General features: G+C 47.2%; 18 protein-coding genes, 2 tRNA genes and 3 rRNA genes. 19 read left to right on the top strand and 4 right to left on the bottom strand.

Features of this window, described 5'->3' with window-relative positions; genetic code table 11:
* Window positions 1-2 precede the first annotated feature (2 nt).
* The 16 genes from ACMXYV_RS17835 to rrf all read left to right on the top strand — a co-directional run bounded on the left by ACMXYV_RS17835 (window position 3) and on the right by rrf (window position 14,783).
* A complete protein-coding gene (locus ACMXYV_RS17835; protein ID WP_415889727.1) occupies window positions 3-797 on the top strand; it encodes a ParA family protein in 795 nt (264 codons plus the stop codon).
* Window positions 798-800: 3 nt separating this feature from the next.
* Window positions 801-1,679: a ParB/RepB/Spo0J family partition protein gene (locus ACMXYV_RS17830; protein ID WP_415889726.1), complete on the top strand. Its 879-nt coding sequence runs from the start codon at window positions 801-803 to the stop codon at window positions 1,677-1,679.
* A 316-nt stretch (window positions 1,680-1,995) separates the two neighbouring features.
* Entirely contained in the window at window positions 1,996-2,292 is a 297-nt protein-coding gene (locus ACMXYV_RS17825; protein ID WP_415889725.1) for an ATP synthase subunit I, read from the top strand.
* A gap of 16 nt (window positions 2,293-2,308) precedes the next feature.
* Window positions 2,309-3,142, top strand: a complete 834-nt coding sequence (gene atpB / locus ACMXYV_RS17820; RefSeq protein ID WP_415889724.1) for a F0F1 ATP synthase subunit A — start codon at window positions 2,309-2,311, stop codon at window positions 3,140-3,142.
* 88 nt (window positions 3,143-3,230) lie between these two features.
* Complete coding sequence (atpE, locus tag ACMXYV_RS17815; RefSeq protein ID WP_415882947.1) at window positions 3,231-3,467, top strand: F0F1 ATP synthase subunit C; 237 nt, start codon at window positions 3,231-3,233, stop codon at window positions 3,465-3,467.
* A gap of 65 nt (window positions 3,468-3,532) precedes the next feature.
* Complete coding sequence (locus tag ACMXYV_RS17810; protein ID WP_415889723.1) at window positions 3,533-4,003, top strand: F0F1 ATP synthase subunit B; 471 nt, start codon at window positions 3,533-3,535, stop codon at window positions 4,001-4,003.
* 14 nt (window positions 4,004-4,017) lie between these two features.
* A complete protein-coding gene (locus ACMXYV_RS17805; RefSeq protein ID WP_415889722.1) occupies window positions 4,018-4,551 on the top strand; it encodes a F0F1 ATP synthase subunit delta in 534 nt (177 codons plus the stop codon).
* 12 nt (window positions 4,552-4,563) lie between these two features.
* On the top strand, window positions 4,564-6,108 hold the full coding sequence (atpA, locus tag ACMXYV_RS17800) for a F0F1 ATP synthase subunit alpha (RefSeq protein ID WP_415882944.1): 1,545 nt from the start codon (window positions 4,564-4,566) through the stop codon (window positions 6,106-6,108).
* A gap of 70 nt (window positions 6,109-6,178) precedes the next feature.
* On the top strand, window positions 6,179-7,042 hold the full coding sequence (atpG, locus tag ACMXYV_RS17795) for a F0F1 ATP synthase subunit gamma (RefSeq protein ID WP_415891466.1): 864 nt from the start codon (window positions 6,179-6,181) through the stop codon (window positions 7,040-7,042).
* A 37-nt stretch (window positions 7,043-7,079) separates the two neighbouring features.
* Window positions 7,080-8,456, top strand: coding sequence for a F0F1 ATP synthase subunit beta (gene atpD / locus ACMXYV_RS17790; protein WP_415889721.1), 1,377 nt, complete (start codon window positions 7,080-7,082; stop codon window positions 8,454-8,456).
* Between the two features lie 32 nt (window positions 8,457-8,488).
* Complete coding sequence (locus ACMXYV_RS17785) at window positions 8,489-8,914, top strand: F0F1 ATP synthase subunit epsilon (protein WP_415882942.1); 426 nt, start codon at window positions 8,489-8,491, stop codon at window positions 8,912-8,914.
* Between the two features lie 720 nt (window positions 8,915-9,634).
* Window positions 9,635-11,175: ribosomal RNA gene (locus tag ACMXYV_RS17780) — 16S ribosomal RNA — on the top strand.
* A 68-nt stretch (window positions 11,176-11,243) separates the two neighbouring features.
* Window positions 11,244-11,320: transfer RNA gene (locus tag ACMXYV_RS17775), tRNA-Ile, on the top strand.
* Window positions 11,321-11,344: 24 nt separating this feature from the next.
* Window positions 11,345-11,420: transfer RNA gene (locus ACMXYV_RS17770), tRNA-Ala, on the top strand.
* Window positions 11,421-11,637: 217 nt separating this feature from the next.
* Window positions 11,638-14,525 (top strand): 23S ribosomal RNA (locus ACMXYV_RS17765).
* Window positions 14,526-14,667: 142 nt separating this feature from the next.
* Window positions 14,668-14,783 (top strand): 5S ribosomal RNA (rrf, locus tag ACMXYV_RS17760).
* The 16S, 23S and 5S rRNA genes sit together here with 2 tRNA genes alongside, the layout of an rRNA operon.
* A gap of 222 nt (window positions 14,784-15,005) precedes the next feature.
* Here the strand turns inward: rrf and ACMXYV_RS17755 are convergent.
* The 3 genes from ACMXYV_RS17755 to ACMXYV_RS17745 form a co-directional block, all read right to left on the bottom strand.
* Window positions 15,006-15,566: a DapH/DapD/GlmU-related protein gene (locus tag ACMXYV_RS17755; RefSeq protein WP_415889720.1), complete on the bottom strand. Its 561-nt coding sequence runs from the start codon at window positions 15,564-15,566 to the stop codon at window positions 15,006-15,008.
* Between the two features lie 78 nt (window positions 15,567-15,644).
* Window positions 15,645-16,982, bottom strand: a complete 1,338-nt coding sequence (locus ACMXYV_RS17750; protein WP_415889719.1) for a dihydroorotase — start codon at window positions 16,980-16,982, stop codon at window positions 15,645-15,647.
* Between the two features lie 152 nt (window positions 16,983-17,134).
* Entirely contained in the window at window positions 17,135-17,875 is a 741-nt protein-coding gene (locus ACMXYV_RS17745; protein ID WP_415889718.1) for a TrmB family transcriptional regulator, read from the bottom strand.
* 100 nt (window positions 17,876-17,975) lie between these two features.
* On the opposite strand from ACMXYV_RS17745, the gene glmU reads away from it, so the two are divergent.
* Together glmU and glmS are read left to right on the top strand one after the other, a co-directional pair.
* A complete protein-coding gene (gene glmU, locus ACMXYV_RS17740; protein WP_415889717.1) occupies window positions 17,976-19,343 on the top strand; it encodes a bifunctional UDP-N-acetylglucosamine diphosphorylase/glucosamine-1-phosphate N-acetyltransferase GlmU in 1,368 nt (455 codons plus the stop codon).
* 2 nt (window positions 19,344-19,345) lie between these two features.
* Window positions 19,346-21,169, top strand: coding sequence for a glutamine--fructose-6-phosphate transaminase (isomerizing) (glmS, locus tag ACMXYV_RS17735; RefSeq protein WP_415889716.1), 1,824 nt, complete (start codon window positions 19,346-19,348; stop codon window positions 21,167-21,169).
* 39 nt (window positions 21,170-21,208) lie between these two features.
* On the opposite strand, the gene dsdC is transcribed toward glmS, so the two are convergent.
* A complete protein-coding gene (gene dsdC, locus ACMXYV_RS17730) occupies window positions 21,209-22,138 on the bottom strand; it encodes a DNA-binding transcriptional regulator DsdC (protein ID WP_415889715.1) in 930 nt (309 codons plus the stop codon).
* Between the two features lie 115 nt (window positions 22,139-22,253).
* Here dsdC and ACMXYV_RS17725 point away from each other — a divergent pair, with 115 nt between their 5' ends.
* A complete protein-coding gene (locus ACMXYV_RS17725; protein WP_415889714.1) occupies window positions 22,254-23,588 on the top strand; it encodes a D-serine ammonia-lyase in 1,335 nt (444 codons plus the stop codon).
* The last annotated feature ends 107 nt before the right edge of the window (window positions 23,589-23,695 follow it).

The raw sequence follows: 23,695 nt of genomic DNA, 5'->3' as shown, positions 1-23,695 counted from the left end.
GCGTGGCAAAGATCCTAACGATCACAAACCAGAAAGGAGGCGTGGGTAAAACAACAACCTGCGTAAATCTGGCTGCTTCATTGGCTGCAACCAAAAAGCGCGTATTGCTGGTGGATCTGGATCCACAAGGTAATGCCAGCATGGGCAGCGGCGTCGATAAACACACGTTGGAAAATACGGTCTATGAAGTACTGACCGACAAAGTGAATATTAAAGAGGCGATCCTTAAAGGCACAGCGGCTGGTTTCGATATCATTGGCTCAAATGGCGATCTAACCGCAGCAGAAGTTGAGCTTTTGCAGATTCCTCGCCGAGAATTCCGTCTAAAAATGGCGTTGATGGAAGTTGATGAAGATTATGATTACGTACTTATCGATAATCCGCCGTCACTAAACCTGCTAACAGTTAACGCGTTGGCAGCATCTGCGGGTGTCATTATTCCAATGCAGTGCGAATATTATGCACTGGAAGGCATCTCTGCCTTGATTGGCACGATCGACAAGATCAATGCCCGTTTAAACCCTAGTTTGAAAATTGAAGGTATCTTGCGGACCATGTTCGATCCGCGAATGAGCCTGACCAAAGACGTTTCAACGCATCTGGTAGAGTATTTTGGTGAGAAAGTGTATCGCACCGTGATTCCAAGAAACGTTCGTTTAGCTGAGGCACCAAGCCATGGATTGCCGGCACTACTTTACGATAAAAACTCCCGAGGAGCCGTAGCTTACTTAGCTTTGGCGGGTGAGTTGATTCGTCGTACCAAACTTGAAGAAAAAGAACAGTCACAGGAAGCATAATCAATGGCTAAAAAGCGTGGGCTTGGCAAAGGTCTGGATGCTCTATTGTCCAGCGTTACTGATGTAGAAGAACAGGTATCCGTTCAAAGCGCTGAATCTTTAGATGGTTATCAGTTGCTTCCTGTCAGTGTGATTCAGCGCGGTCGATATCAACCACGTCGCGATATTGAGCCTCAAGCTCTGGAAGAACTTTCCAACTCTATTCGTGCCCAAGGCGTAATGCAGCCTATTGTGGTACGACCAGTAGACTCTGATCGCTACGAGATCATCGCAGGTGAACGTCGTTGGCGTGCAACTCAGATGGCTGACCTGTCTGAGATTCCCGCAATAGTGAAAGATGTTCCTGATGAAGCCGCTATTGCGATGGCGCTGATCGAGAATATCCAGCGTGAAAACCTAAACCCGATCGAAGAAGCGATCTCTCTTCAGCGACTACAAGACGAATTTGAACTGACTCAGCAGGAAGTGGCTGATGCGGTAGGTAAATCGCGTTCTGCAGTAACTAATTTACTTCGCCTAATGAAACTGACCGATGAAGTGAAGAAAATGCTGGAGTACGGCGACCTAGAAATGGGTCATGCGCGTGCATTGTTGGCATTAGAACCAGAACAACAGCTAATTGCAGCACAGGAAGTATCTGGCCAAGGTTTATCTGTTCGTCAAGCTGAAGCTCTAGTGAAAAAGCTTCAGGACGGTGGTTCGGCAACGGAAGAAAAACCAAAAACAGAATCCAATCCTCGCTTGGGTGAATTAGCTGGTGAATTGTCTATGCGCTTCGCAACTAAGGTGGCGATCAGCGAAAATGCAAAAGGAAAAGGCAAAATCACCATCAGTTACGATGATGCCGAGTCTTTAGACAGTATTCTGAAATTATTGAAATAAGTAGCGTTGAATTACTACTTTGGCACTGAACTTAAGGTGACTCAGGGCAAGGGTTGCTACGACATTAGTGCAAATGGGTAAACTGCCTGTTGTTTCGGCGGCCCTAAGCTCATATAATCGGCTCGCATTTTAGGGTGCGTGCGCTTAAATGGGGCGTAGAGTCAGAACAGAATTTAAGTAAGGTTGCGTTGTAATGTCAGTGGGCAAGGGGAACCTCAAGCAGGGAGCCCATAGTCGTAAAACACGCGGTCGAATATTTAGAATTTTTCTGATTCAAGCAGTCATATGTTTGTTACTTTGCACTGGTTTACTACTAGTGAATGTAGAAACAGCATATTCGGCGCTGCTGGGTGGAGTTTTGTATCTTCTACCTACCCTCTATTTCGCTGATCGAGCATTGAGATTTAGTGCAGGTCAGAGTGCTAAGCAAGCGTTAGCCGAAATGTATGTGAGCCAAATATGGAAAATGGCTTTAAGTGCGGTAGGTTTTGCGGCCGTATTTATACTGATTCAGCCCCTGAATCCATTTTCCTTATTTGGCACGTTCATTCTGATGCAGATCTTAGGTTGGATTGGTCAGATGAACCTGAATACAAGATTCCTGAAACTTTGAACGAGAGAAACTGAGAATGGCTAGTAGCGACACAGTAACATCCTCAGAGTATATATCCCACCACTTGACGAATCTGACGTTCGGCTATCATGAAGCTTCGGATAGCTGGCGCTTCGTAGATACTGCAAACGGTATCATGCCTGGCGATTTCGGATTTTGGGCAATCCATGTGGATACTATGCTTTGGTCTGTTGGCTTGGGTATTTTCTTCCTTTGGTTGTTCCGTAGCGTAGCGAAAAAAGCTACCTCTGGCGTACCTGGAAGCACCCAAAACTTTATCGAAACAATTATTGAATTTGTAGACGATAACGTTAAAGGTATTTTTCACCATAAGAACCCTGTTATCGCGCCTTTAGCGTTAACAATTTTTGTCTGGATCTTCCTGATGAACCTTATGGACCTTGTGCCAATCGATTGGGTTCCATACATCGCTGCTCAAATGGGCGTTGGTTACATGAAGATCGTACCAACTACAGACCCTAACGCTACTCTAGGTATGGCGTTCAGCGTATTCTTCTTAATCATTTACTACAGCATTAAGCAGAAAGGTGTTTCTGGCTTCCTTGCTGAGCTGTCTCTACAGCCAATGGGTAAATGGATGATTCCTTTCAACTTGTTCCTGGAAATTGTAGGCCTACTGGCTAAGCCAATCTCTCTGGCTCTACGACTATTCGGTAACATGTATGCGGGTGAAATGATCTTTATTTTGATTGCTCTGCTTCCTTTCTGGGCGCAGTGGGTACTATCTGTGCCATGGGCAATCTTCCATATTCTAGTAATTACTTTGCAGGCGTTTATCTTCATGGTGCTAACTATCGTTTATCTTGCGATGGCACATGACGATCACTAATAAGTAATTCATGAACTGAAGTACTGTTTTAACCTGTTTTAACAAATTTTAAACTTTAACTTTTAAACTTAAATGTGGAGAAAAACTGATGGAAATGGCTAACGCTTTAGTATTCCTGGCTGCTGCGGTTCTAATGGGCCTTGCTGCTATTGGTGCTGCTGTAGGTATCGGTAACCTAGGTGGTAAATTCTTGGAAGGTGCTGCACGTCAACCTGAACTAGTACCACTACTACGTTCTCAGTTCTTCATCGTAATGGGTCTTGTTGATGCGGTACCTATGATCGGTGTAGGTCTTGGCATGTACCTGATGTTCGCAGTTGCATAAGTAGCCACTCGTAAAAGCAACGACTATCGAGTCCTACTTAATTAACAACCGCGAGAGGTAATGGCGTGAATATCAATATCACCATCATTGGCCAGGCAATCGCATTCTTTATCTTTGTAGTTTTCTGCATGAAGTACGTGTGGCCGCCAATTACGGCTGCACTGGCAGAACGTAAGAAGAAGATTGCTGAGGGTCTGGACGCTGCTGAACGCGCTGCGCGTGACTTGCAGTTGGCTCAAGAAAAAGCCACTGAAAATATGCGTAAGGGCAAAGAAGAAGCAGCCGCCATCATTGAACAGGCCAACAAGCGGGCTAACCAAATCATCGAAGAAGCTAAAGAGAAAGCTCTAGACGAAGCTAACCGTGTTAAAACGGCTAAAGAAGCTGAACTAGAGCAAGAAGTTAACCAGGCACGCGAAGCATTGCGCGCTCAGGTAGCTACTCTTGCATTAGCTGGTGCTGAGAAAGTACTAGAAGCATCTATTGATGAGAAGGCACACGCGCAGCTTGTTGAAAAACTGGCCGCTGAGCTTTAAAGCGAGGTTTAACGATGGCTGAAGTCAACACTGTCGCTCGGCCTTATACCAAAGCTGCTTTCGAGTACGCGATGGATAAGGGTAACCTCGATCAGTGGTCCGCTACGCTAGCTCTGGCTGCTGCTGCAGCAGAAGACGAAAACGTAGTGCGTGTACTGGGTAACCCTGCACTGACAGATACGCAGAAAGCTGATCTGATGATCAATATCTGCGAAGAAGCAGATGACGCGGGTAAGAATTTTCTTAAGCTTCTAGCTGAGAACAAACGCCTAGAGATACTGCCTGAGATCAGCGCTCAGTTTAATAAACTGAAAGCAGATCAGGAAAAGTCACTAGATATCGAAGTGACTACGGCGTTTGAACTACAGGACGAGCAGCAAGAAAAACTTGCTCAGGCACTGAAAACTAAACTAGGTCGCGATGTAGCACTGACCTCTCAGGTAGATAAGTCTATCTTGGGTGGTGTAGTAGTTCGCACTGACGACTTGGTGATCGACGGCTCTGTTCGCGCGCGACTCGCGAAGTTGGCCGAAGCGATGAATTCCTAGGGGAATAAAAGCATGCAGCAACTGAATCCTTCTGAGATCAGTGAGATTCTCAAGAAGCGCATCGAAACTCTTGATGTGACTTCAGAAGCCCGTAATGAGGGCACTGTAGTGAGCGTTTCCGATGGTATCATTACGATCCACGGTCTTGCTGACGTTATGTACGGGGAAATGATTGAATTCCCTGGCGGTATCTACGGTATGGCGCTTAACCTTGAGCGCGACTCCGTTGGTGCTGTAGTACTGGGTGACTACCAGGATCTAGTAGAAGGTGCTACTGCACGTTGTACTGGCCGTATCTTGGAAGTACCAATTGGTCCGGAACTGCAGGGTCGTGTAGTAGACGCTCTGGGTAACCCGATCGATGGTAAAGGCCCTGTAGAAACTAAATTAACTGACGCTGTTGAGAAGGTTGCACCTGGTGTAATCGAGCGTCAGGGCGTAGATCAGCCTGTACAGACTGGTCTTAAAGCGATCGACTCCATGGTACCAATCGGTCGTGGTCAGCGTGAGCTGATCATCGGTGACCGTCAGATTGGTAAATCTGCGATTGCTATCGACGCTATCATCAACCAGAAAGGTACAGGCGTTAAATGTATCTACGTTGCAGTAGGCCAGAAACAGTCTACTATCGCTAACGTTGTACGTAAGCTTGAAGAGCACGGCGCAATGGATCACACGATCGTTGTAGCTGCTGGTGCCGCTGATCCTGCAGCAATGCAGTTCTTGGCTCCATACTCTGGTTGTACAATGGGTGAATACTTCCGTGACCGCGGTGAAGACGCTCTGATCATCTATGATGATCTAACTAAGCAAGCTTGGGCTTATCGTCAGATTTCCCTATTGCTACGTCGTCCGCCAGGTCGTGAAGCATACCCTGGTGACGTATTCTACTTGCACTCTCGTCTACTTGAGCGTGCTGCGCGTGTAAACGCTGACTACGTTGAGAAGTTTACAAACGGTGAAGTTAAGGGCCAGACTGGTTCCCTAACATCTCTGCCTGTAATCGAAACTCAAGGTGGTGACGTATCCGCATTCGTACCAACAAACGTAATCTCCATCACTGACGGTCAGATCTTCCTAGAAACTGACTTGTTCAACTCTGGTGTACGCCCAGCAATCAACGCTGGTCTATCCGTATCCCGTGTAGGTGGTGCAGCTCAAACTAAGATCATCAAGAAACTAGGTGGCGGTGTTCGTCTAGCACTTGCACAGTATCGTGAACTTGCGGCATTCGCACAGTTCGCTTCTGACCTTGATGACGCTACTCGTGCACAACTTGAGCACGGTCAGTCTGTAACTGAGCTGATGAAGCAGAAACAGTACTCTCCAATGTCTATCGCTGACATGGGTCTTAGCCTGTACGCTGCTAACGAAGGTTACCTACAAGGTGTAGCACTTGATAAAGTACTGGACTTCGAAGCAGCTTTGATTGCGTTCTTCAACAGCGAATACGCTGATCTGATGAACGACATCAACGCAACTGGCAACTACTCTGATGAGATTGCTGCTCAGTTCAAGGCTGGTATCGAGAAGTTCAAGTCTACACAAGCTTGGTAAGAACTCGTTTTGAGTGATCGATCTGCATGCTAGTCATGCAGATCTAACACAAAGCTATATAGGCGGAACTATGGCAGTCGGAAAAGAGATTAAGACAAAAATTGCGAGTGTGCAGAGCACTAAGAAGATTACCAGCGCTATGGAAATGGTTGCTGCTTCTAAGATGCGTAAAGCACAGGATCGCATGGAGTCTTCTCGCCCGTACGCGCGGAGTATCCGTGGTGTAATCCAGCACCTAGCCAAGTCCAACCCTGAGTACAGACACTTGTACATGCAGGAACGTGAGACTAAGCGAGTTGGTTTTGTAATTGTTGCAACCGACCGTGGCTTGTGTGGTGGTTTGAACGTGAATGCGTTCAAAGCAGCTGTTAAAAGCATGAAAGAGTTCCATGACCAAGGCATCGACATCGATGTCTGTGCGCTAGGTAGCAAAGCCTCATCTTTCTTTAAGAACTATGGTGGCAATGTAGTAGCAGCAAAAACTCACCTAGGTGATGCGCCAGAAGTGGCGGATCTAATTGGGTCAGTTAAGGTCATGCTGGATGCTTATGACGAAGGCAAGCTGGATAAACTGTTCATCGTATCTAACGATTTTGTAAATACGATGACACAGCAGCCTGTAGTCAATCAGGTGCTTCCACTGAAGGCGGAAGACGACGAAGAAAAGCTTAACCATCATTGGGATTACCTATATGAGCCAGATGCTAAAGAGCTGTTAAACAGCTTGCTGGTTCGTTACGTTGAGTCCTTGGTCTACCAGGCCGTGGTTGAGAACAATGCCTGTGAACAGGCAGCACGTATGTTGGCGATGAAGAACGCAACAGACAATGCTGGCGACATGATTGGCGAGCTAGAGATGATTTACAATAAAGCTCGTCAAGCAGCGATTACTCAGGAAATCTCTGAGATCGTTAGTGGTGCTGCAGCTGTTTAATAACAGGTCACAGGTTAAATTTTAAGAGGATCCGAACATGAGTAGCGGAACTATTGTTCAGATTATCGGCGCAGTAGTAGACGTGGAATTCCCACGTGACTCTGTACCGAAGGTTTACGATGCATTAACTGTATCTAAAACCGGCCTGACACTTGAAGTTCAGCAACAGCTGGGTGATGGTGTTGTACGTGCGATTGCAATGGGCCAAACAGAAGGCGTAAGCCGTGGTTTGGAAGTTGCAAACACTGGTGCTCCAGTATCTGTACCTGTTGGTACAGCAACACTGGGTCGTATCATGGACGTACTGGGTAACCCAATTGATGAATGTGGCGATATCGGTGAAGAAGAGCGTATGCCTATTCACCGTAAAGCGCCTTCTTACGATGAGCAGTCTGCATCTAACGAACTACTAGAAACTGGTATCAAGGTAATCGACCTTGTATGTCCGTTCGCTAAGGGTGGTAAAGTTGGTCTGTTCGGTGGTGCGGGTGTAGGTAAAACCGTAAACATGATGGAGCTGATCCGTAACATTGCGATCGAGCACTCAGGTTTCTCCGTATTTGCCGGTGTAGGTGAGCGTACTCGTGAGGGTAACGACTTCTACTACGAGATGAAAGAATCCAACGTATTGGATAAAGTATCTCTAGTATACGGTCAGATGAATGAGCCTCCAGGTAACCGTCTACGTGTAGCGTTGACTGGTCTTACTATGGCTGAGAAATTCCGTGACGAAGGTCGTGACGTACTGTTGTTCGTAGACAACATCTACCGTTACACACTAGCGGGTACTGAGGTATCAGCACTGCTAGGTCGTATGCCTTCTGCGGTAGGTTACCAGCCAACTCTAGCGGAAGAGATGGGTGTTCTTCAGGAACGTATCACATCTACTAAGACTGGTTCTATCACGTCTATCCAAGCGGTATACGTACCTGCGGATGACTTGACTGACCCATCTCCAGCGACAACCTTCTCTCACCTTGATGCAACAGTAGTACTGTCTCGTCAAATTGCAGAGCTAGGTATCTACCCTGCGGTAGATCCACTGGATTCAACTTCTCGTCAGCTAGATCCACTAGTAATCGGTCAAGAACACTACGAGATTGCTCGTAACGTTCAGGGTGTACTACAGCGCTATAAAGAGCTGAAAGACATCATCGCGATCCTAGGTATGGACGAATTGTCTGAAGAAGATAAGTCTCTGGTAGCACGTGCTCGTAAGATGCAACGTTTCCTATCTCAGCCTTTCTTCGTAGCTGAAGTATTCACCGGTGCTCCTGGTAAATACGTGCCACTGAAAGAAACTATCAGCGGCTTTAAAGGCATCCTGGAAGGCCAGTACGACGATCTGCCAGAGCAGGCGTTCTACATGGTCGGTGGTATCGACGAAGCGATCGAGAAAGCTAAAGGCATGTAATTGCCTTTAGCTAACCTTTACGAGGTATAAATATGGCTATGACTGTTCATTGCGACATCGTAAGTGCTGAAGAAGAATTATTCTCTGGCCTTATTGAATTCGTATCCGTAACAGGTAGCCTGGGTGATCTGGGTGTATATCCAGGTCACGCTCCGCTTCTGACGGAACTAAAACCAGGCCCTGTCGAGCTACGCAAACAGGGTGGCGAACAGGATATCTTCTACGTATCCGGTGGCTTCATTGAAGTTCAGCCTCATAAGGTAACTGTACTTGCAGACACTGCTCTACACGCTGCAGACCTTAATGAAGCGAAAGCTCAAGAAGCACAGAAACATGCTGAACAGGCGATGTCTGATAAAACTGCAGAGTTCGAATACTCTAAAGCAGCAAGTCAGCTGGCTGAAGCTGCGGCTCAGCTTCGTACCCTACAGCAGATTCGTAAGAAGCTTGGTCGATAAGACTGACTCTTACAAATCATTAGTTCTAAAAGGCAACCTTCGGGTTGCCTTTTTTTGTTTATGGCGGAGACATGAACAAATAGGACGCCATTTTGCGAATAGAGATCGCCTAACTTGTTAGATGATAGTTTCTTGAATGCAGCGATTGCGTTGACCGCTTGCAAGTGGACACCATTGAATATGTTAGAGGTGTCTTATGCATTAAAGCAAAGCGTATGGCCAACAGATTTATATCTTAGATAACAAGCAACTTTTTTAGATTAAGTGTTGACGCCTTTTGAGATATCTGTAGAATTCGCCGTCCTTGCTTGGGGAGGCCACTTTTTAAGGGGTTGTAGAACCAAACAAGGTGTTCAGTAAGTGATTGAAAACATTTGTTTTTTAGGTTGCTTGCGGATCAGTGTTCAAAGTTCGTTTGCTGAGTAAATAGTTTTTACAAAATTGCAAAATAAACGGTTGACTTTGAATGAGCGCACAGTAGAATATGCGCCTCGCTTGAGACGAAACGCTGAGTCAGCGGAGAGTCAAAAAGCAACGCTCTTTAACAATTTGATCAGATAATTCGTGTGGGCGCTTGTTGAGAAGAAGCAAACTTTTTCTAGACAAGCAACCAAGTGAATTCATTTAAAGCGATTTACAAAGGTTTAACGTTCTTAAGAATGTTATCCGGTTGTTTAGTACTAGAGCCCGTTACCACATTCCTGGTAACAACAATGATTTAAACTGAAGAGTTTGATCATGGCTCAGATTGAACGCTGGCGGCAGGCCTAACACATGCAAGTCGAACGGTAACATGACTAGCTTGCTAGTTGATGACGAGTGGCGGACGGGTGAGTAACGCGTAGGAATCTACCCAGTAGCGGGGGATAAGCCAGAGAAATTTGGTCTAATACCGCATACGCCCTAAGGGGGAAAGCAGGGGATCTTCGGACCTTGCACTATTGGATGAGCCTGCGTGAGATTAGCTTGTTGGTGAGGTAATGGCTCACCAAGGCAACGATCTCTAGCTGGTCTGAGAGGATGATCAGCCACACTGGAACTGAGACACGGTCCAGACTCCTACGGGAGGCAGCAGTGGGGAATATTGCACAATGGGCGCAAGCCTGATGCAGCCATGCCGCGTGTGTGAAGAAGGCCCTAGGGTTGTAAAGCACTTTCAGCAGTGAGGAAAGGTTGTACGTTAATACCGTGCAGCTGTGACGTTAACTGCAGAAGAAGCACCGGCTAACTCCGTGCCAGCAGCCGCGGTAATACGGAGGGTGCGAGCGTTAATCGGAATTACTGGGCGTAAAGCGCGCGTAGGTGGATTGGTCAGTCAGATGTGAAAGCCCAGGGCTCAACCTTGGAACTGCACCTGATACTGCCAATCTAGAATACGGTAGAGGGTAGTGGAATTTCCTGTGTAGCGGTGAAATGCGTAGATATAGGAAGGAACACCAGTGGCGAAGGCGACTACCTGGACCGATATTGACACTGAGGTGCGAAAGCGTGGGGAGCAAACAGGATTAGATACCCTGGTAGTCCACGCCGTAAACGATGTCTACTAGCCGTTGGGAGACTTGATCTTTTAGTGGCGCAGCTAACGCGATAAGTAGACCGCCTGGGGAGTACGGCCGCAAGGTTAAAACTCAAATGAATTGACGGGGGCCCGCACAAGCGGTGGAGCATGTGGTTTAATTCGACGCAACGCGAAGAACCTTACCAACTCTTGACATCCTGCGAACTTGCTAGAGATAGCTTGGTGCCTTCGGGAACGCAGAGACAGGTGCTGCATGGCTGTCGTCAGCTCGTGTTGTGAAATGTTGGGTTAAGTCCCGTAACGAGCGCAACCCTTGTCCTTATTTGCCAGCACGTAATGGTGGGAACTCTAAGGAGACTGCCGGTGACAAACCGGAGGAAGGTGGGGACGACGTCAAGTCATCATGGCCCTTACGAGTTGGGCTACACACGTGCTACAATGGTCGGTACAGAGGGCTGCAAACCTGCGAAGGTAAGCTAATCTCACAAAACCGGTCGTAGTCCGGATTGGAGTCTGCAACTCGACTCCATGAAGTCGGAATCGCTAGTAATCGTGGATCAGAATGCCACGGTGAATACGTTCCCGGGCCTTGTACACACCGCCCGTCACACCATGGGAGTGGATTGCACCAGAAGTAGCTAGCTTAACCTTCGGGAGGGCGGTTACCACGGTGTGGTTCATGACTGGGGTGAAGTCGTAACAAGGTAGCCCTAGGGGAACCTGGGGCTGGATCACCTCCTTAAACGAAAGCCGATTCTCGGCAAGCGTTCACACGAATTATCTGATCAGAGAAGTTAAGAGCAACGGTGTAGGCTTGTAGCTCAGCTGGTTAGAGCGCACCCCTGATAAGGGTGAGGTCGGTGGTTCAAGTCCACTCAGGCCTACCAATCAATAGCCTTACTGTTTTTCTTGGGGCTATAGCTCAGCTGGGAGAGCGCCTGCTTTGCACGCAGGAGGTCTGCGGTTCGATCCCGCATAGCTCCACCATCATCCTTGGGATGAGAAAGGAAGAGTTTTAAAACATATTGTCATGTAAGACATTATCTTTTAAAGCTTTTTTGCTTTAAACGCTCTTTAACAATTTGGATTTGATTCATTTGATTTAGATTTAAGACATGTAGTTTTACTGCATGCGCCAATTCGGCGAAATCTATCGTTACTAGCAATACAAGTTACTGTGATTCCAGACGCCTTCGGGTTATATGGTCAAGTGACTAAGCGTGCACGGTGGATGCCTTGGCAGTCAGAGGCGATGAAGGACGTTGTAACCTGCGATAAGGTTCGGGGAGCTGGTAAACAAGCTTTGATCCGGACATTTCCGAATGGGGAAACCCACCTATTTATAGGTATCTTTTAACTGAATACATAGGTTATTAGAGGCGAACCTGGGGAACTGAAACATCTAAGTACCCAGAGGAAAAGAAATCAACCGAGATTCCCTAAGTAGCGGCGAGCGAACGGGGATTAGCCCTTAAGCTTTATTAGGTTTAACAGAACACTCTGGAAAGTGTGGCCATAGTGGGTGATAGCCCCGTATGTGAAAAACCTTTTAAAGTGAAATCGAGTAGGACGGCACACGTGAAACGCTGTCTGAATATGGGGGGACCATCCTCCAAGGCTAAATACTCCTGACTGACCGATAGTGAACCAGTACCGTGAGGGAAAGGCGAAAAGAACCCCTGTGAGGGGAGTGAAATAGACCCTGAAACCGTGTACGTACAAGCAGTGGGAGCCGTTTTAGGACGGTGACTGCGTACCTTTTGTATAATGGGTCAGCGACTTACTTTTAGTGGCAAGGTTAAGCATTTGCGGAGCCGTAGGGAAACCGAGTCTTAATAGGGCGTCCAGTCGCTAGGAGTAGACCCGAAACCGAGTGATCTATCCATGGGCAGGTTGAAGATGCAGTAACATGCATTGGAGGACCGAACCGACTGTCGTTGAAAAGCCAGCGGATGACTTGTGGATAGGAGTGAAAGGCTAATCAAACTCGGAGATAGCTGGTTCTCCTCGAAAACTATTTAGGTAGTGCCTCGTGTCTAACCATGGGGGGTAGAGCACTGTTTCGGCTAGGGGGTCATCCCGACTTACCAACCCGATGCAAACTCCGAATACCCATGAGTTCAATCACGGGAGACACACGGCGGGTGCTAACGTCCGTCGTGGAAAGGGAAACAACCCAGACCGTCAGCTAAGGTCCCAAAGTTTATGCTAAGTGGGAAACGATGTGGGAAGGCTTAGACAGCTAGGAGGTTGGCTTAGAAGCAGCCACCCTTTAAAGAAAGCGTAATAGCTCACTAGTCGAGTCGGCCCGCGCGGAAGATATAACGGGGCTAAGCATAACACCGAAGCTACGGATGCACTTTGTGCATGGTAGAGGAGCGTTCTGTAAGCTGTTGAAGCGGAAGCTGTAAGGCACCGTGGAGGTATCAGAAGTGCGAATGCTGACATGAGTAACGATAAGGGAGGTGAAAACCCTCCCCGCCGGAAGACCAAGGGTTCCTATCCAACGCTATTCGAGGTAGGGTGAGTCGGCCCCTAAGGAGAGGCTGAAGAGCGTATCCGATGGGAAACAGGTTAATATTCCTGTACTGCTCATAACTGCGATGGGGGGACGGAGAAGGCTAGGCTAGCGCGGCGTTGGTTGTCCGCGTTTAAGGTTGTAGGTTTAGAGTTTAGGTAAATCCGGACTCTTCTAAGACCGAGAACCGATGACGAGGTCCTTTATGGACTGAAGTAGTTGATGCCATGCTTCCAGGAAAATCCTCTAAGCTTCAGGTTATGACTAACCGTACCCTAAACCGACACAGGTGGTCAGGTAGAGAATACTAAGGCGTATGAGAAAACTCGGGTGAAGGAACTAGGCAAAATGGCACCGTAACTTCGGGAGAAGGTGCGCCGGTTTTGGTGATGGGATTTACTCCCTAAGCTGAGGCCGGTCGAAGATACCAGGTGGCTGCGACTGTTTATTAAAAACATAGCACTCTGCAAACTCGAAAGAGGACGTATAGGGTGTGACGCCTGCCCGGTGCCGGAAGGTTAATTGATGGGGTTAGCGCTTGCGCGAAGCTCTTGATCGAAGCCCCGGTAAACGGCGGCCGTAACTATAACGGTCCTAAGGTAGCGAAATTCCTTGTCGGGTAAGTTCCGACCTGCACGAATGGCGTAACGATGGCCACACTGTCTCCACCCGAGACTCAGTGAAATTGAAATAGCTGTTAAGATGCAGTTTACCCGCGGCTAGACGGAAAGACCCCGTGAACCTTTACTACAGCTTCACAGTGGACTTTGACATTACTTGTGTAGAATAGCTGGGAGGCTTTGAAACTCTGTCGCCAGATAGAGTGGAGCCACCTTTGAAATACCAGCCTGGTAATGTTGAGGTTCTAACCCAGTTCCCTAAGCGGGATCGGGGACATTGTGTGGTGGGTAGTTTGACTGGGGCGGTCTCCTCCCAAAGAGTAACGGAGGAGCACGAAGGTACCCTCAGCATGGTCGGAAATCATGCAATGAGCGCAAGAGTAGAAGGGTGCTTGACTGCGAGACAGACACGTCGAGCAGGTACGAAAGTAGGTTCTAGTGATCCGGTGGTTCTGTATGGAAGGGCCATCGCTCAACGGATAAAAGGTACTCCGGGGATAACAGGCTGATACCGCCCAAGAGTTCACATCGACGGCGGTGTTTGGCACCTCGATGTCGGCTCATCACATCCTGGGGCTGAAGCCGGTCCCAAGGGTATGGCTGTTCGCCATTTAAAGTGGTACGCGAGCTGGGTTTAGAACGTCGTGAGACAGTTCGGTCCCTATCTGCCGTGGGCGTTTGAGATTTGAGAAGAGTTGCTCCTAGTACGAGAGGACCGGAGTGAACGAACCTCTGGTGTACCGGTTGTGATGCCAATTGCATTGCCGGGTAGCTACGTTCGGACGGGATAACCGCTGAAAGCATCTAAGCGGGAAGCCTCCTTCAAGATGAGATCTCACTGGGAACTTGATTCCCCTAAAGGGCCGTTGAAGACTACGACGTTGATAGGTTGGGTGTGGAAGCGCTGTGAGGCGTTGAGCTAACCAATACTAATTGCCCGTGAGGCTTGACCATATAACGCCCAAGGCGTTTGGCAAGTGACTTGTAAGATATGTAAGACGATAGAGAGTAACGAATTAGCGCGTAGTAGAGCTACAGTCGAAAGCTTATCTAGATCAAATAAAAGAAGAATCAGATCTAAGTTGTAACAGTTTTGCTTGGCGACCATAGAGTTGTGGAACCACCTGAATCCATCCCGAACTCAGACGTGAAACGCAACATCGCCGATGGTAGTGTGGGGCTTCCCCATGTGAGAGTAGGTCATCGCCAAGCATTTAATTAAGAGAAAACCCCGGTCACGCTGTGATCGGGGTTTTTTCGTTGTGGGATAAACAATACTGAACGAAGTATTTGCACTAGGCTTAATCCGCATACCCTCTCTAGCAACTAGCAACTAGCAACTAGCAACTAGCAACTAGCAACTAGCAACTAGCAACTAGCAAAAAGGCAACCCGAAGGTTGCCTTGTTCTAGCTGGAAATATTAGTCGAAGTTGTTACAGGTCATCGCCTAGCTCTTTATAACCTTCGACCAGCACATGGTTGGCTGAGACGACGGATTCTGAGAACGAAGAGAATTCAGGCGATACCTTTTCGACCGACGCTAGGTCAGATTCATGCGCTATGGCCGTCATAGGCGGCACGTGAGAGCGTTCAGGTAGATCTACTCCTTCGACTACGGCATTGTGCCTAATCACGCTACCGTCGCCTATATGGCAGCGGAAGACGACGCTGTTGAAGCCTATAAAGACATCGTCACCGACAGTACAAGGGCCATGGACAATCGAGCGATGGGCGATAGATGTACGTTCACCCACCACAACTTCTGCACCGGCTTTTGAGTGAATTACAACGCCATCTTGAAGATTGGAGCCTTGTTTAATCAATATGGGTTGCATCTCACCTGATGTATCAACCTCATCAGCTCTGATTACCGCGTAAGGGCCAACAAAAACATTATCTTCGATAATCACACGGCCACAAACGATGGCTGTAGGGTCAATAAAGGCCTGGTCTGACACTTCAGGGAAGTAACCCGCCGGACACTTTCTAAGCATTGTTGCTCCTAATTGATGCCTCTGATAGTTGAAGAGGCTTTGTTATTTTTTATTAGAAGTTAAGCGTATCTTTAACTGTTATAGACCAGAAAAGGCTAATGGTTTAGCAATGCCTTCATGAACTAGTGTCTGTTTACCATCATATACTAGGTGCCCATTTACCCAAGTCGATTTAATCTGACCTGAGAATTCTAGGCCGTCAAACGGAGTCCATTCGCAGTGGTATAGGCTATTCGCATGGCTGACCAATGTCGATTTTTTCGGATCAACCAATACTAGATCGGCAAAGTAACCTTCACGAATAAATCCACGTTCTAAAACACCATAACGGATTGCGGGGTTATGGCATACCTTCTCGACAACTTGTTCTATCGACATACGGCCTAAATTAACTTGTTCTAATAAGGTTAATAGAGCGTGCTGGACAAGGGGAAGGCCTGCAGGCGCATCTGAATAATCAACTATCTTCTCGGTCAGTGTATGCGGAGCGTGATCAGTAGCGATGATATCGATCTGCCCAGTTTTAAGTGCATTTAGCAGTGCGTTGCGATCCTGTAGGGATTTAATTGCTGGGTTGCATTTAATTAAGTTACCGCGCGTTTCGTAATCTTCAGCACTAAACCATAGATGATGTACGCAAGCTTCTGCTGTGATCTTTTTGCTTTGGACAGGGCCAGATTGGAATAAGCTCAGCTCTTTTTCTGTTGTGATATGTAGAACATGAAGATTGCTTTGGTATTTTTTCGCTAGTTCTACTGCGTAAGATGAGGAAGCAAGACAGGCTTCATCATCACGAATAATAGGATGGTCGTGGATTGTAATTTTACGTCCGGTGTCTTGAACGCGTTTTAGGTTGTTGGCAATGACCGGACCGCTTTCGCAATGGGTAACGATCAAGACAGGGCTTTCACGGAAGATCCCTTCTAAAGCTGTTGGGTTTTCGACAAGTAGGTTACCGGTAGATGCACCCATAAACACTTTTACGCCACAGGTTTTGGTCGGGTTTAACGCCTTGATATCGTCTAAGTTATCTTCTGTAGCTCCTAGATAGAATGCATAGTTCGCTGCCGAGTTTTGGGCTGCAATGTTATATTTATTCTCTAGTGCAGCAGCATTAGTCGTTGAAGGGTTAACATTCGGCATCTCCATATAACTGGTGATGCCTCCTGCAACCGCTGCGCGAGATTCTGTCGCGATACTACCTTTATGAGTCAAACCAGGTTCACGGAAATGCACCTGATCGTCGATCATTCCCGGAAGCAGCCAGAAGCCATTAGCATCAATGACTTTATCGGTAGGTTTAGCGTCTATATCAGCAGCAATTAGATCGATTCTTTGGTCTTTAATTCTTAGATCGACCTCTCTTTGTTCACCTTCATTGATGATGATCGCGTTTTTAATCAATGTGTCATTCATTGCTGCAATACCTCTGTGTCTCGGACTTCGGGAGAATGGCTATAAAACCGGGCAATTATGACATGAAGTGTAATGTTATAATATAACTCTATTATAAGAGGGGAATTGAGATAGGATTTAGCTTTTAAGGGAGTGAGAGTCTTTCAGGCGAGCTACAGCAGCCGCCATAGTGTATCGAAGATGATCTTCTGCGCACCGGCCACTTCCGGCGAATCAATCACTACCGCTGTTGGGTAGTTTTCTGAAGCGAGTGAGATGATCGCACACTTAGGTGGATAGATCGCGATATAAGCTGCATCCACTTTGCCTTCCGTTTTGATCCACTTACGTTCTGATAGTAGAGCGTCTTCACCGCCGTCACCTATTGCAATGGCGCGTACGTTAATACCACGCTGTATGCGCTGGTTAGTAAAGTTAGGGAAGGGTCGATAGAGATGTTTCCTGATCGGCTTGGAGGAGAACACTGAGTAGCTGTCAGCATCGGAGCTAGATACTGTTACAAGTATATCTTTCAGTACATGCTCTATACCGTCATCGCCTTCATAGAAGCTAACATTGGCAGTATTAAAGTCAGGTTTGAGGTGCTGCAGTTCAGGAATAATACTCTGTTTTAGTTCATCGATCGCTTTATCTAAGCTCTGTCGACGATCTTCAGCCAGTTGCAATAGAATATCGGGATCTACAGGAGCGAATAAACGCCGTTTGCCTTTAGGTTGATAGGTCACAATCCCTTTTTGTTGCATATCTTTGAGACTTTCATAGGCACTACCGCGATTAACCCCCGATTTGTCAGCAATTGTGCGTATAGAGCTTGCCCCTAATGTTAATAAGGCTTTGTAGATCTCAATTTCTCTGGGGTTTAAGCCCAATATTTTAAAAACGTCGTTATTCATAATTGTCATAAAATTTGTGACAAAAGGGATTGTATGGATTCAGTTTTACTTTAAAGTGCGATGAAAATAAAGCGTAAACCTACAAAGGAAAGGTAAGACTATGTCTGTAGACGTTGTCATTTTGGCTGCTGGTCAGGGTAGCCGTATGAAATCCAAACTCCCTAAAGTACTGCACAAGGTTGGCGGTAAAGCGATGGTGCAACATGTAATCGACACTGCATCGTCACTGCAGGGGGTAAACACGCACGTTGTGATCGGTCACGGCGCGGATAAATTACGTGAAGAGCTGCAGGGGCAAGCGCTTAATTTTGCTCTGCAGGCAGAACAAAAAGGTACAGGTCATGCGGTGGCTCAGGCGATGCCTGAAGTAGCAGATGACAGTGTTGTACTTGTGCTTTATGGAGATGTACCGCTAACACAAGCTGCCACAATGCAAGAAATGGTGGATATCGCTGCTACAGGTGATTTGGCATTACTGACTGTTAATCTAAAAGATCCTACCGGTTATGGCCGCATCGTACGTAATAGCGAAGACAAAGTAGTGGCGATTGTTGAGCATAAAGATGCTTCGCCAGAGCAGCACCTTATCAATGAAGTAAATACTGGAATCTTAGCGGTTAAGAGTCAGTATCTTGCTGATTGGTTACCGCAGCTATCCTCCGAAAATGCGCAAGGCGAGTATTACCTGACCGATATCATCGCGATGGCAGCCAATGGTGGCGTTAAGATCAGTGCGATTCAACCTGAAGCTGAAGAGGAAGTTCAAGGGGTTAACAACCGTGTTCAGTTGGCTGAACTAGAACGCTGGTACCAGTTACAGCGTGCTGAATGGTTGATGGTTAACGGTGCAACTTTAGCTGACCCAGCGCGTGTTGATGTGCGCGGTAGTGTCTCTATTGGTCAGGATATTCTGATCGATGTAAACGTTGTTTTAGAAGGTGATGTTGTACTAGGTGACGATGTTGTAATCGAACCAAATTGTTACCTTAAAAACTGTACTGTTGCAGCGGGTACCCATATCAAGGCAAATACAGTGATTGAAGATGCTGACATTGCAGAATCTTGTGATATCGGTCCGTTTGCACGTTTACGTCCAGGCACTCAGCTTGCTGCTAAAGCTAAGGTTGGCAACTTTGTTGAAACCAAAAAAGCGATAGTGGGTGAGGGAAGCAAGATCAACCACCTTTCCTACGTGGGTGATGCGGTATTGGGTAAAGATGTAAACATCGGCGCAGGTACTATTACTTGTAACTACGACGGCGTGAATAAGTCGCTGACAGAAATTGGTGACAACGCATTTATTGGTTCCAATACGGCCCTTGTTGCACCGGTTAAAGTGGGTGCTATGGCGACTGTCGGCGCAGGTTCAACGATTGCTAAACCTGTATCTGATGATGCGCTTGCGATTACTCGTTCAAAACAAACTGAATTGAAAAACTGGCCGCGTCCTAAGAAGAAAGGAAACTAATCATGTGTGGAATTGTAGGTGCTGTTGCAGCTAGGCCCGTTCAGGAAATCCTGCTTGAAGGTTTGCGTCGTTTGGAATATCGCGGTTATGACTCTGCTGGCGTCGCATTGCAGACCGAAGCTGGTATTCAACGTTGTCGCCGTAATGGCAAGGTTCAAGCCCTCTCTGATGCCTTACAAGAGTTGCCTCTAGTTGGCACAACAGGTATCGCACATACCCGTTGGGCGACTCACGGTGTACCTTGTGAAGCGAATGCTCATCCGCACATGTCGGGTGATCAACTGGCCGTAGTGCACAACGGTATCATTGAAAATTTCGAAGAGCTAAAAGCCGATCTGCAAAATGATGGTTATCAATTTAGCTCAGAAACTGATACTGAAGTAATTGCACACTTACTTGCTAGAGAACTTAAATCAACAAGCTCTTTGCACACTGCCGTTGCTAATATCATCGGCCAGCTTGAAGGCGCTTACGCGCTGGGTGTGATCGAACAAGCAGATCCATCTCAGTTGGTTACTGCGCGTAAAGGTAGCCCGTTGGTGATCGGTGTTGGTATTGGCGAGAACTTTATCGCCTCCGATCAGCTTGCGCTTTTACAAGTAACTGACCGCTTTATGTTCTTGGAAGATGGTGATGTTGCGACCCTAACGGCGGCAGATATCACAGTAACGGATATCTCTGGCAAAAAAGTAGAGCGCGATGTCAGCCAATTTGAACACGGTGTAAGCTCTGCCGATAAAGGTGAATTTAAGCACTATATGCTTAAAGAGACCTATGAGCAGCCAGAGGTGATCAAAGCGTGCCTAGAAGGCCGTATCAGCGAAGATAAACTGCTGGAACAATGTTTTGGCGTGAAAGCAGCTGAAGTGTTTGATCAGGTTAAACAGGTACAAATCATTGCTTGTGGTACGAGCTTTCATGCCGGTTTGATTGCTAAATACTGGATTGAAGATCTCGTTGGTATCCCATGTATGGTTGAGGTTGCTAGTGAGTACCGTTACCGTTCAGTAGTGATCCCTGAAGGTACGCTATTCCTGACTGTTTCACAGTCTGGTGAAACAGCAGATACCTTAGCTGCGCTACGTGAAATTCAGGATCGTGTTTTGGCGTCTCTGGTTATCTGTAACGTTCCGGGTAGCTCTCTGGTGCGTGAATCAGATCTGGCGTTGATGACTAATGCGGGTCCAGAGATTGGTGTAGCGTCTACTAAAGCGTTTACGACACAGCTAGTTGCGTTGATGCTAACGACAATCGCACTTGGCCGTCGTAATGGCTTAAGCGGAGAAACTGAAGCAGCCATCATCAGCGCGCTTAAAAAGCTACCAGAACAGGTTCAGCAAGCCTTAGCAATGGATAGTGATATTGAGCAGATGGCACAGTCCTTTGCTGAAAAGAATCATTCACTGTTCCTTGGTCGCGGCACTTTGTACCCTGTGGCGAAAGAGGGCGCGCTTAAGCTCAAAGAGATCTCCTATATTCACGCGGAGTCTTACCCTGCAGGTGAGCTAAAACATGGTCCATTGGCGTTGGTCGATAAAGAGATGCCAGTCGTTGCAGTAGCCCCGCAGAACGATATGTTGGATAAGCTAAAAGCAAATCTACAGGAAGTCCGCGCTCGTGGTGGTGAACTGTTTGTCTTTGCAGGCTCTGACAAAGTGCAACCGGAAGAGGGCACTTATGTTCTGAATATGCCGGCATGTGATGAAGTTATGCAGCCTGTCCTTTATACGATCCCGCTGCAGTTACTTTCATATCATGTGGCGATTTTGAAAGGAACGGATGTGGATCAGCCGCGAAACCTGGCGAAGTCGGTTACGGTTGAGTAACGGCCTTAGTCATTAAGGTCTACGCAACAGGCTCACTGATCAGTGGGCCTGTATTTTTTCCAGAATCCACTCCCTGAATGCCCTGATAATAGGCTGCTCCTTCCTGTCTTCGTGAGTGACCAAAAAGTATCCCTGTTGAGATTGGATCGGCTGTAATTCTCGCAATGGGTTTATTAATTCCCCACTGTTCAGTGCTTTTTCGATTAGCTGTTTACGTCCGATAGCAACACCTAAACCTGATTTAGCTGTATTCACTGCATGTTCTGACTTATCAAAGCAGTGCCCCTGTTTTAGATCGAGGCTTAATGCTTGTTGATCGGCCCAGTAGGACCACTCGGAATAAGGGCCTGCTTCCGGCCATGCCTGTGCATCATGTAGTAGATGACAGTCGTTTAGTTTTTCTGGTCTATCCCATAAGTCATGTTTTTCTGCGAAGTCGCTGGTGCAAACGGGAATGAGTTGTTCATCCATGAGTGGCCAACTCACCAACCCCGGGTATTCGCCCTGACCATAATAGATCGCTAGATCGATCTGTTCGGCGTAAAAGTCGATCAGACGACTATGTGTTTCCATGCGAATGAAAATTTGTGGGTAGAGCTGAGAGAAGTCAGCCAGCTTTTCCAGCAACCACTGTGAAGCAAAAGAGGGGGGAACGGACAGTGAAAGTTCACCGGCAAGCCCTTGGGTATGGATATCCCGAATCAGATTATTGAGTTCGGTTAGGCTGTTATTGGTCTGTATGAGGAGCCTTTCACCCTCAGCTGTGAGCTGTAGACGACGGTTGTAGCGTAAGAATAGGGCAAAACCAAGCTGTTCTTCTAGTTTACGTATCCGTTGACTAATCGCTCCTTGAGTTAGGTTTAACTCGTCTGCAGCGAGAGTAAAGCTGAGGTGCTTGGCTGCGCTACTGAAGCATTGCAGGTTAGCGAGAACGGCGTTGTTCAAGTGTGAGGGTTTCAGATTAGCCATATTAATCCATGGATGGTTTTTTATGGTTTGTTGTAAATTATAAGCACTGGTTTAATGGTTTTATCCTAATTTTATTAGTTGGAATTAACAAAACTTATTCGATTGGAGCTGTTTTATGGGGCTAGATACACAGGGAATTAATGATCTGAAACGTGAGTTCCCCTTATTGGAACAGCTTCAGAAAACTCAGCCGTTGCTTTGGCTAAACCCTAAACTCAGTGACTTCGCTGCGGTATCTGCGCACCTGCCATTGGCGCCAAGGGATGTTGCTGATGCCTCGGCAAGGTTGAATCGTTTTGCGCCCTATCTGGCGGAAGTGTTTCCGGAAACCGCTGTAAACAAAGGCATGATTGAATCGCCGTTGCAGGAAGTGCCTCAATTTCGTCGCCAGTTAGAGGCAAGAGCCAATCAAAATCTCCCTGGCCGTCTGCTGTTGAAGTGCGACAGCCATCTGCCTATATCTGGTTCGATCAAAGCACGTGGGGGTATCTATGAGGTGCTCAAGTATGCCGAGGCCGTTGCTATAGAGGCAGGCCTGATCACTAAAGAGAGCTGTTACATTAAGCTTAATAGTGATGTCTGCCGCGAACTGTTTAGTCAGTATCAAATTGTGGTGGGATCAACTGGAAACCTTGGTCTTAGTATCGGGATTATGGGGGCTGCTTTAGGGTTTTCGGTGACGGTTCATATGTCTGCAGATGCTCGGCAGTGGAAGAAGGATCTATTACGTAGCAAAGGCGTGCAGGTCATTGAATATGAAGATGATTACAGTAAAGCGGTAGAAGAGGGGCGCAAACAAGCGCTCAGACAGCAGCGTTGTCACTTTGTGGATGATGAGAACTCAAATGACCTGTTTTTAGGGTATGCGGTTGCTGCAGAACGTCTAGCTAAGCAGCTATCTGAGCAAAATATTCAGGTCGACGCTGAACATCCTTTGTTTGTCTATCTGCCTTGTGGCGTCGGTGGTGGTCCGGGCGGTGTTGCCTTTGGCTTGAAACTGCTGTTTGGTGATCATGTTCACTGCTTCTTTGCTGAACCGACCCATTCGCCTTGTATGCTGGTGGGCATGTACACCGGACTGCATGATCAGATCAGTGTTCAGGAGCTTGGTATCGATAACCAAACCTGTGCTGATGGCCTAGCAGTAGGCCGTGCCTCCGGTTTTGTTGGTAAGGTGATGGAACCACTGCTAAGTGGGGTTTATACCGTAGAGGACAAAACACTTTATCAGCTATTGGCCGAAATTTATGAGAGCGAGAATATAGCTTTGGAACCATCGGCTTTGGCGGGAGCAACCGGCATTGTAAATCTGATCTCGCAGGGCGAAAGCTACCTTCAGAGTCATGGTTTGCAGAGCAAGTTGGATAACTCAACCCATATCATCTGGGCGACAGGCGGTCGTATGGTTCCTGAATCTGAATGGCAGAGTTACTACAAATTAGGCAAGTGATCGCCTACTTTAAGCACTAAGTGCAGCAGTATACGGATGAGCATGGTTGAAATAGGGTGAGATGGTATCTGCCGTGATCGCCTGCTAATGTAAGCGTTAAAGACAGA

This window comes from Neptuniibacter sp. SY11_33, from assembly GCF_047778025.1.
Lineage (GTDB): Bacteria > Pseudomonadota > Gammaproteobacteria > Pseudomonadales > Balneatricaceae > Neptuniibacter.
This window is presented reverse-complemented; position numbering and strand designations above follow the sequence as displayed.

Excerpts from the sequence above, each read along its gene's own strand:
- atpD (WP_415889721.1), top strand. The coding sequence starts at position 7,080 with ATGAGTAGCGGAACTATTGTTCAGATTATCGGCGCAGTAGTAGACGTG.
- atpA (WP_415882944.1), top strand. The coding sequence starts at position 4,564 with ATGCAGCAACTGAATCCTTCTGAGATCAGTGAGATTCTCAAGAAGCGC.
- ACMXYV_RS17805 (WP_415889722.1), top strand. The coding sequence starts at position 4,018 with ATGGCTGAAGTCAACACTGTCGCTCGGCCTTATACCAAAGCTGCTTTC.
- ACMXYV_RS17755 (WP_415889720.1), bottom strand. The coding sequence starts at position 15,566 with ATGCTTAGAAAGTGTCCGGCGGGTTACTTCCCTGAAGTGTCAGACCAG.
- ACMXYV_RS17745 (WP_415889718.1), bottom strand. The coding sequence starts at position 17,875 with ATGAATAACGACGTTTTTAAAATATTGGGCTTAAACCCCAGAGAAATT.
- ACMXYV_RS17725 (WP_415889714.1), top strand. The coding sequence starts at position 22,254 with ATGGGGCTAGATACACAGGGAATTAATGATCTGAAACGTGAGTTCCCC.
- glmS (WP_415889716.1), top strand. The coding sequence starts at position 19,346 with ATGTGTGGAATTGTAGGTGCTGTTGCAGCTAGGCCCGTTCAGGAAATC.
- ACMXYV_RS17750 (WP_415889719.1), bottom strand. The coding sequence starts at position 16,982 with ATGAATGACACATTGATTAAAAACGCGATCATCATCAATGAAGGTGAA.
- glmU (WP_415889717.1), top strand. The coding sequence starts at position 17,976 with ATGTCTGTAGACGTTGTCATTTTGGCTGCTGGTCAGGGTAGCCGTATG.
- atpB (WP_415889724.1), top strand. The coding sequence starts at position 2,309 with ATGGCTAGTAGCGACACAGTAACATCCTCAGAGTATATATCCCACCAC.
- ACMXYV_RS17785 (WP_415882942.1), top strand. The coding sequence starts at position 8,489 with ATGGCTATGACTGTTCATTGCGACATCGTAAGTGCTGAAGAAGAATTA.
- atpE (WP_415882947.1), top strand. The coding sequence starts at position 3,231 with ATGGAAATGGCTAACGCTTTAGTATTCCTGGCTGCTGCGGTTCTAATG.
- atpG (WP_415891466.1), top strand. The coding sequence starts at position 6,179 with ATGGCAGTCGGAAAAGAGATTAAGACAAAAATTGCGAGTGTGCAGAGC.
- dsdC (WP_415889715.1), bottom strand. The coding sequence starts at position 22,138 with ATGGCTAATCTGAAACCCTCACACTTGAACAACGCCGTTCTCGCTAAC.
- ACMXYV_RS17830 (WP_415889726.1), top strand. The coding sequence starts at position 801 with ATGGCTAAAAAGCGTGGGCTTGGCAAAGGTCTGGATGCTCTATTGTCC.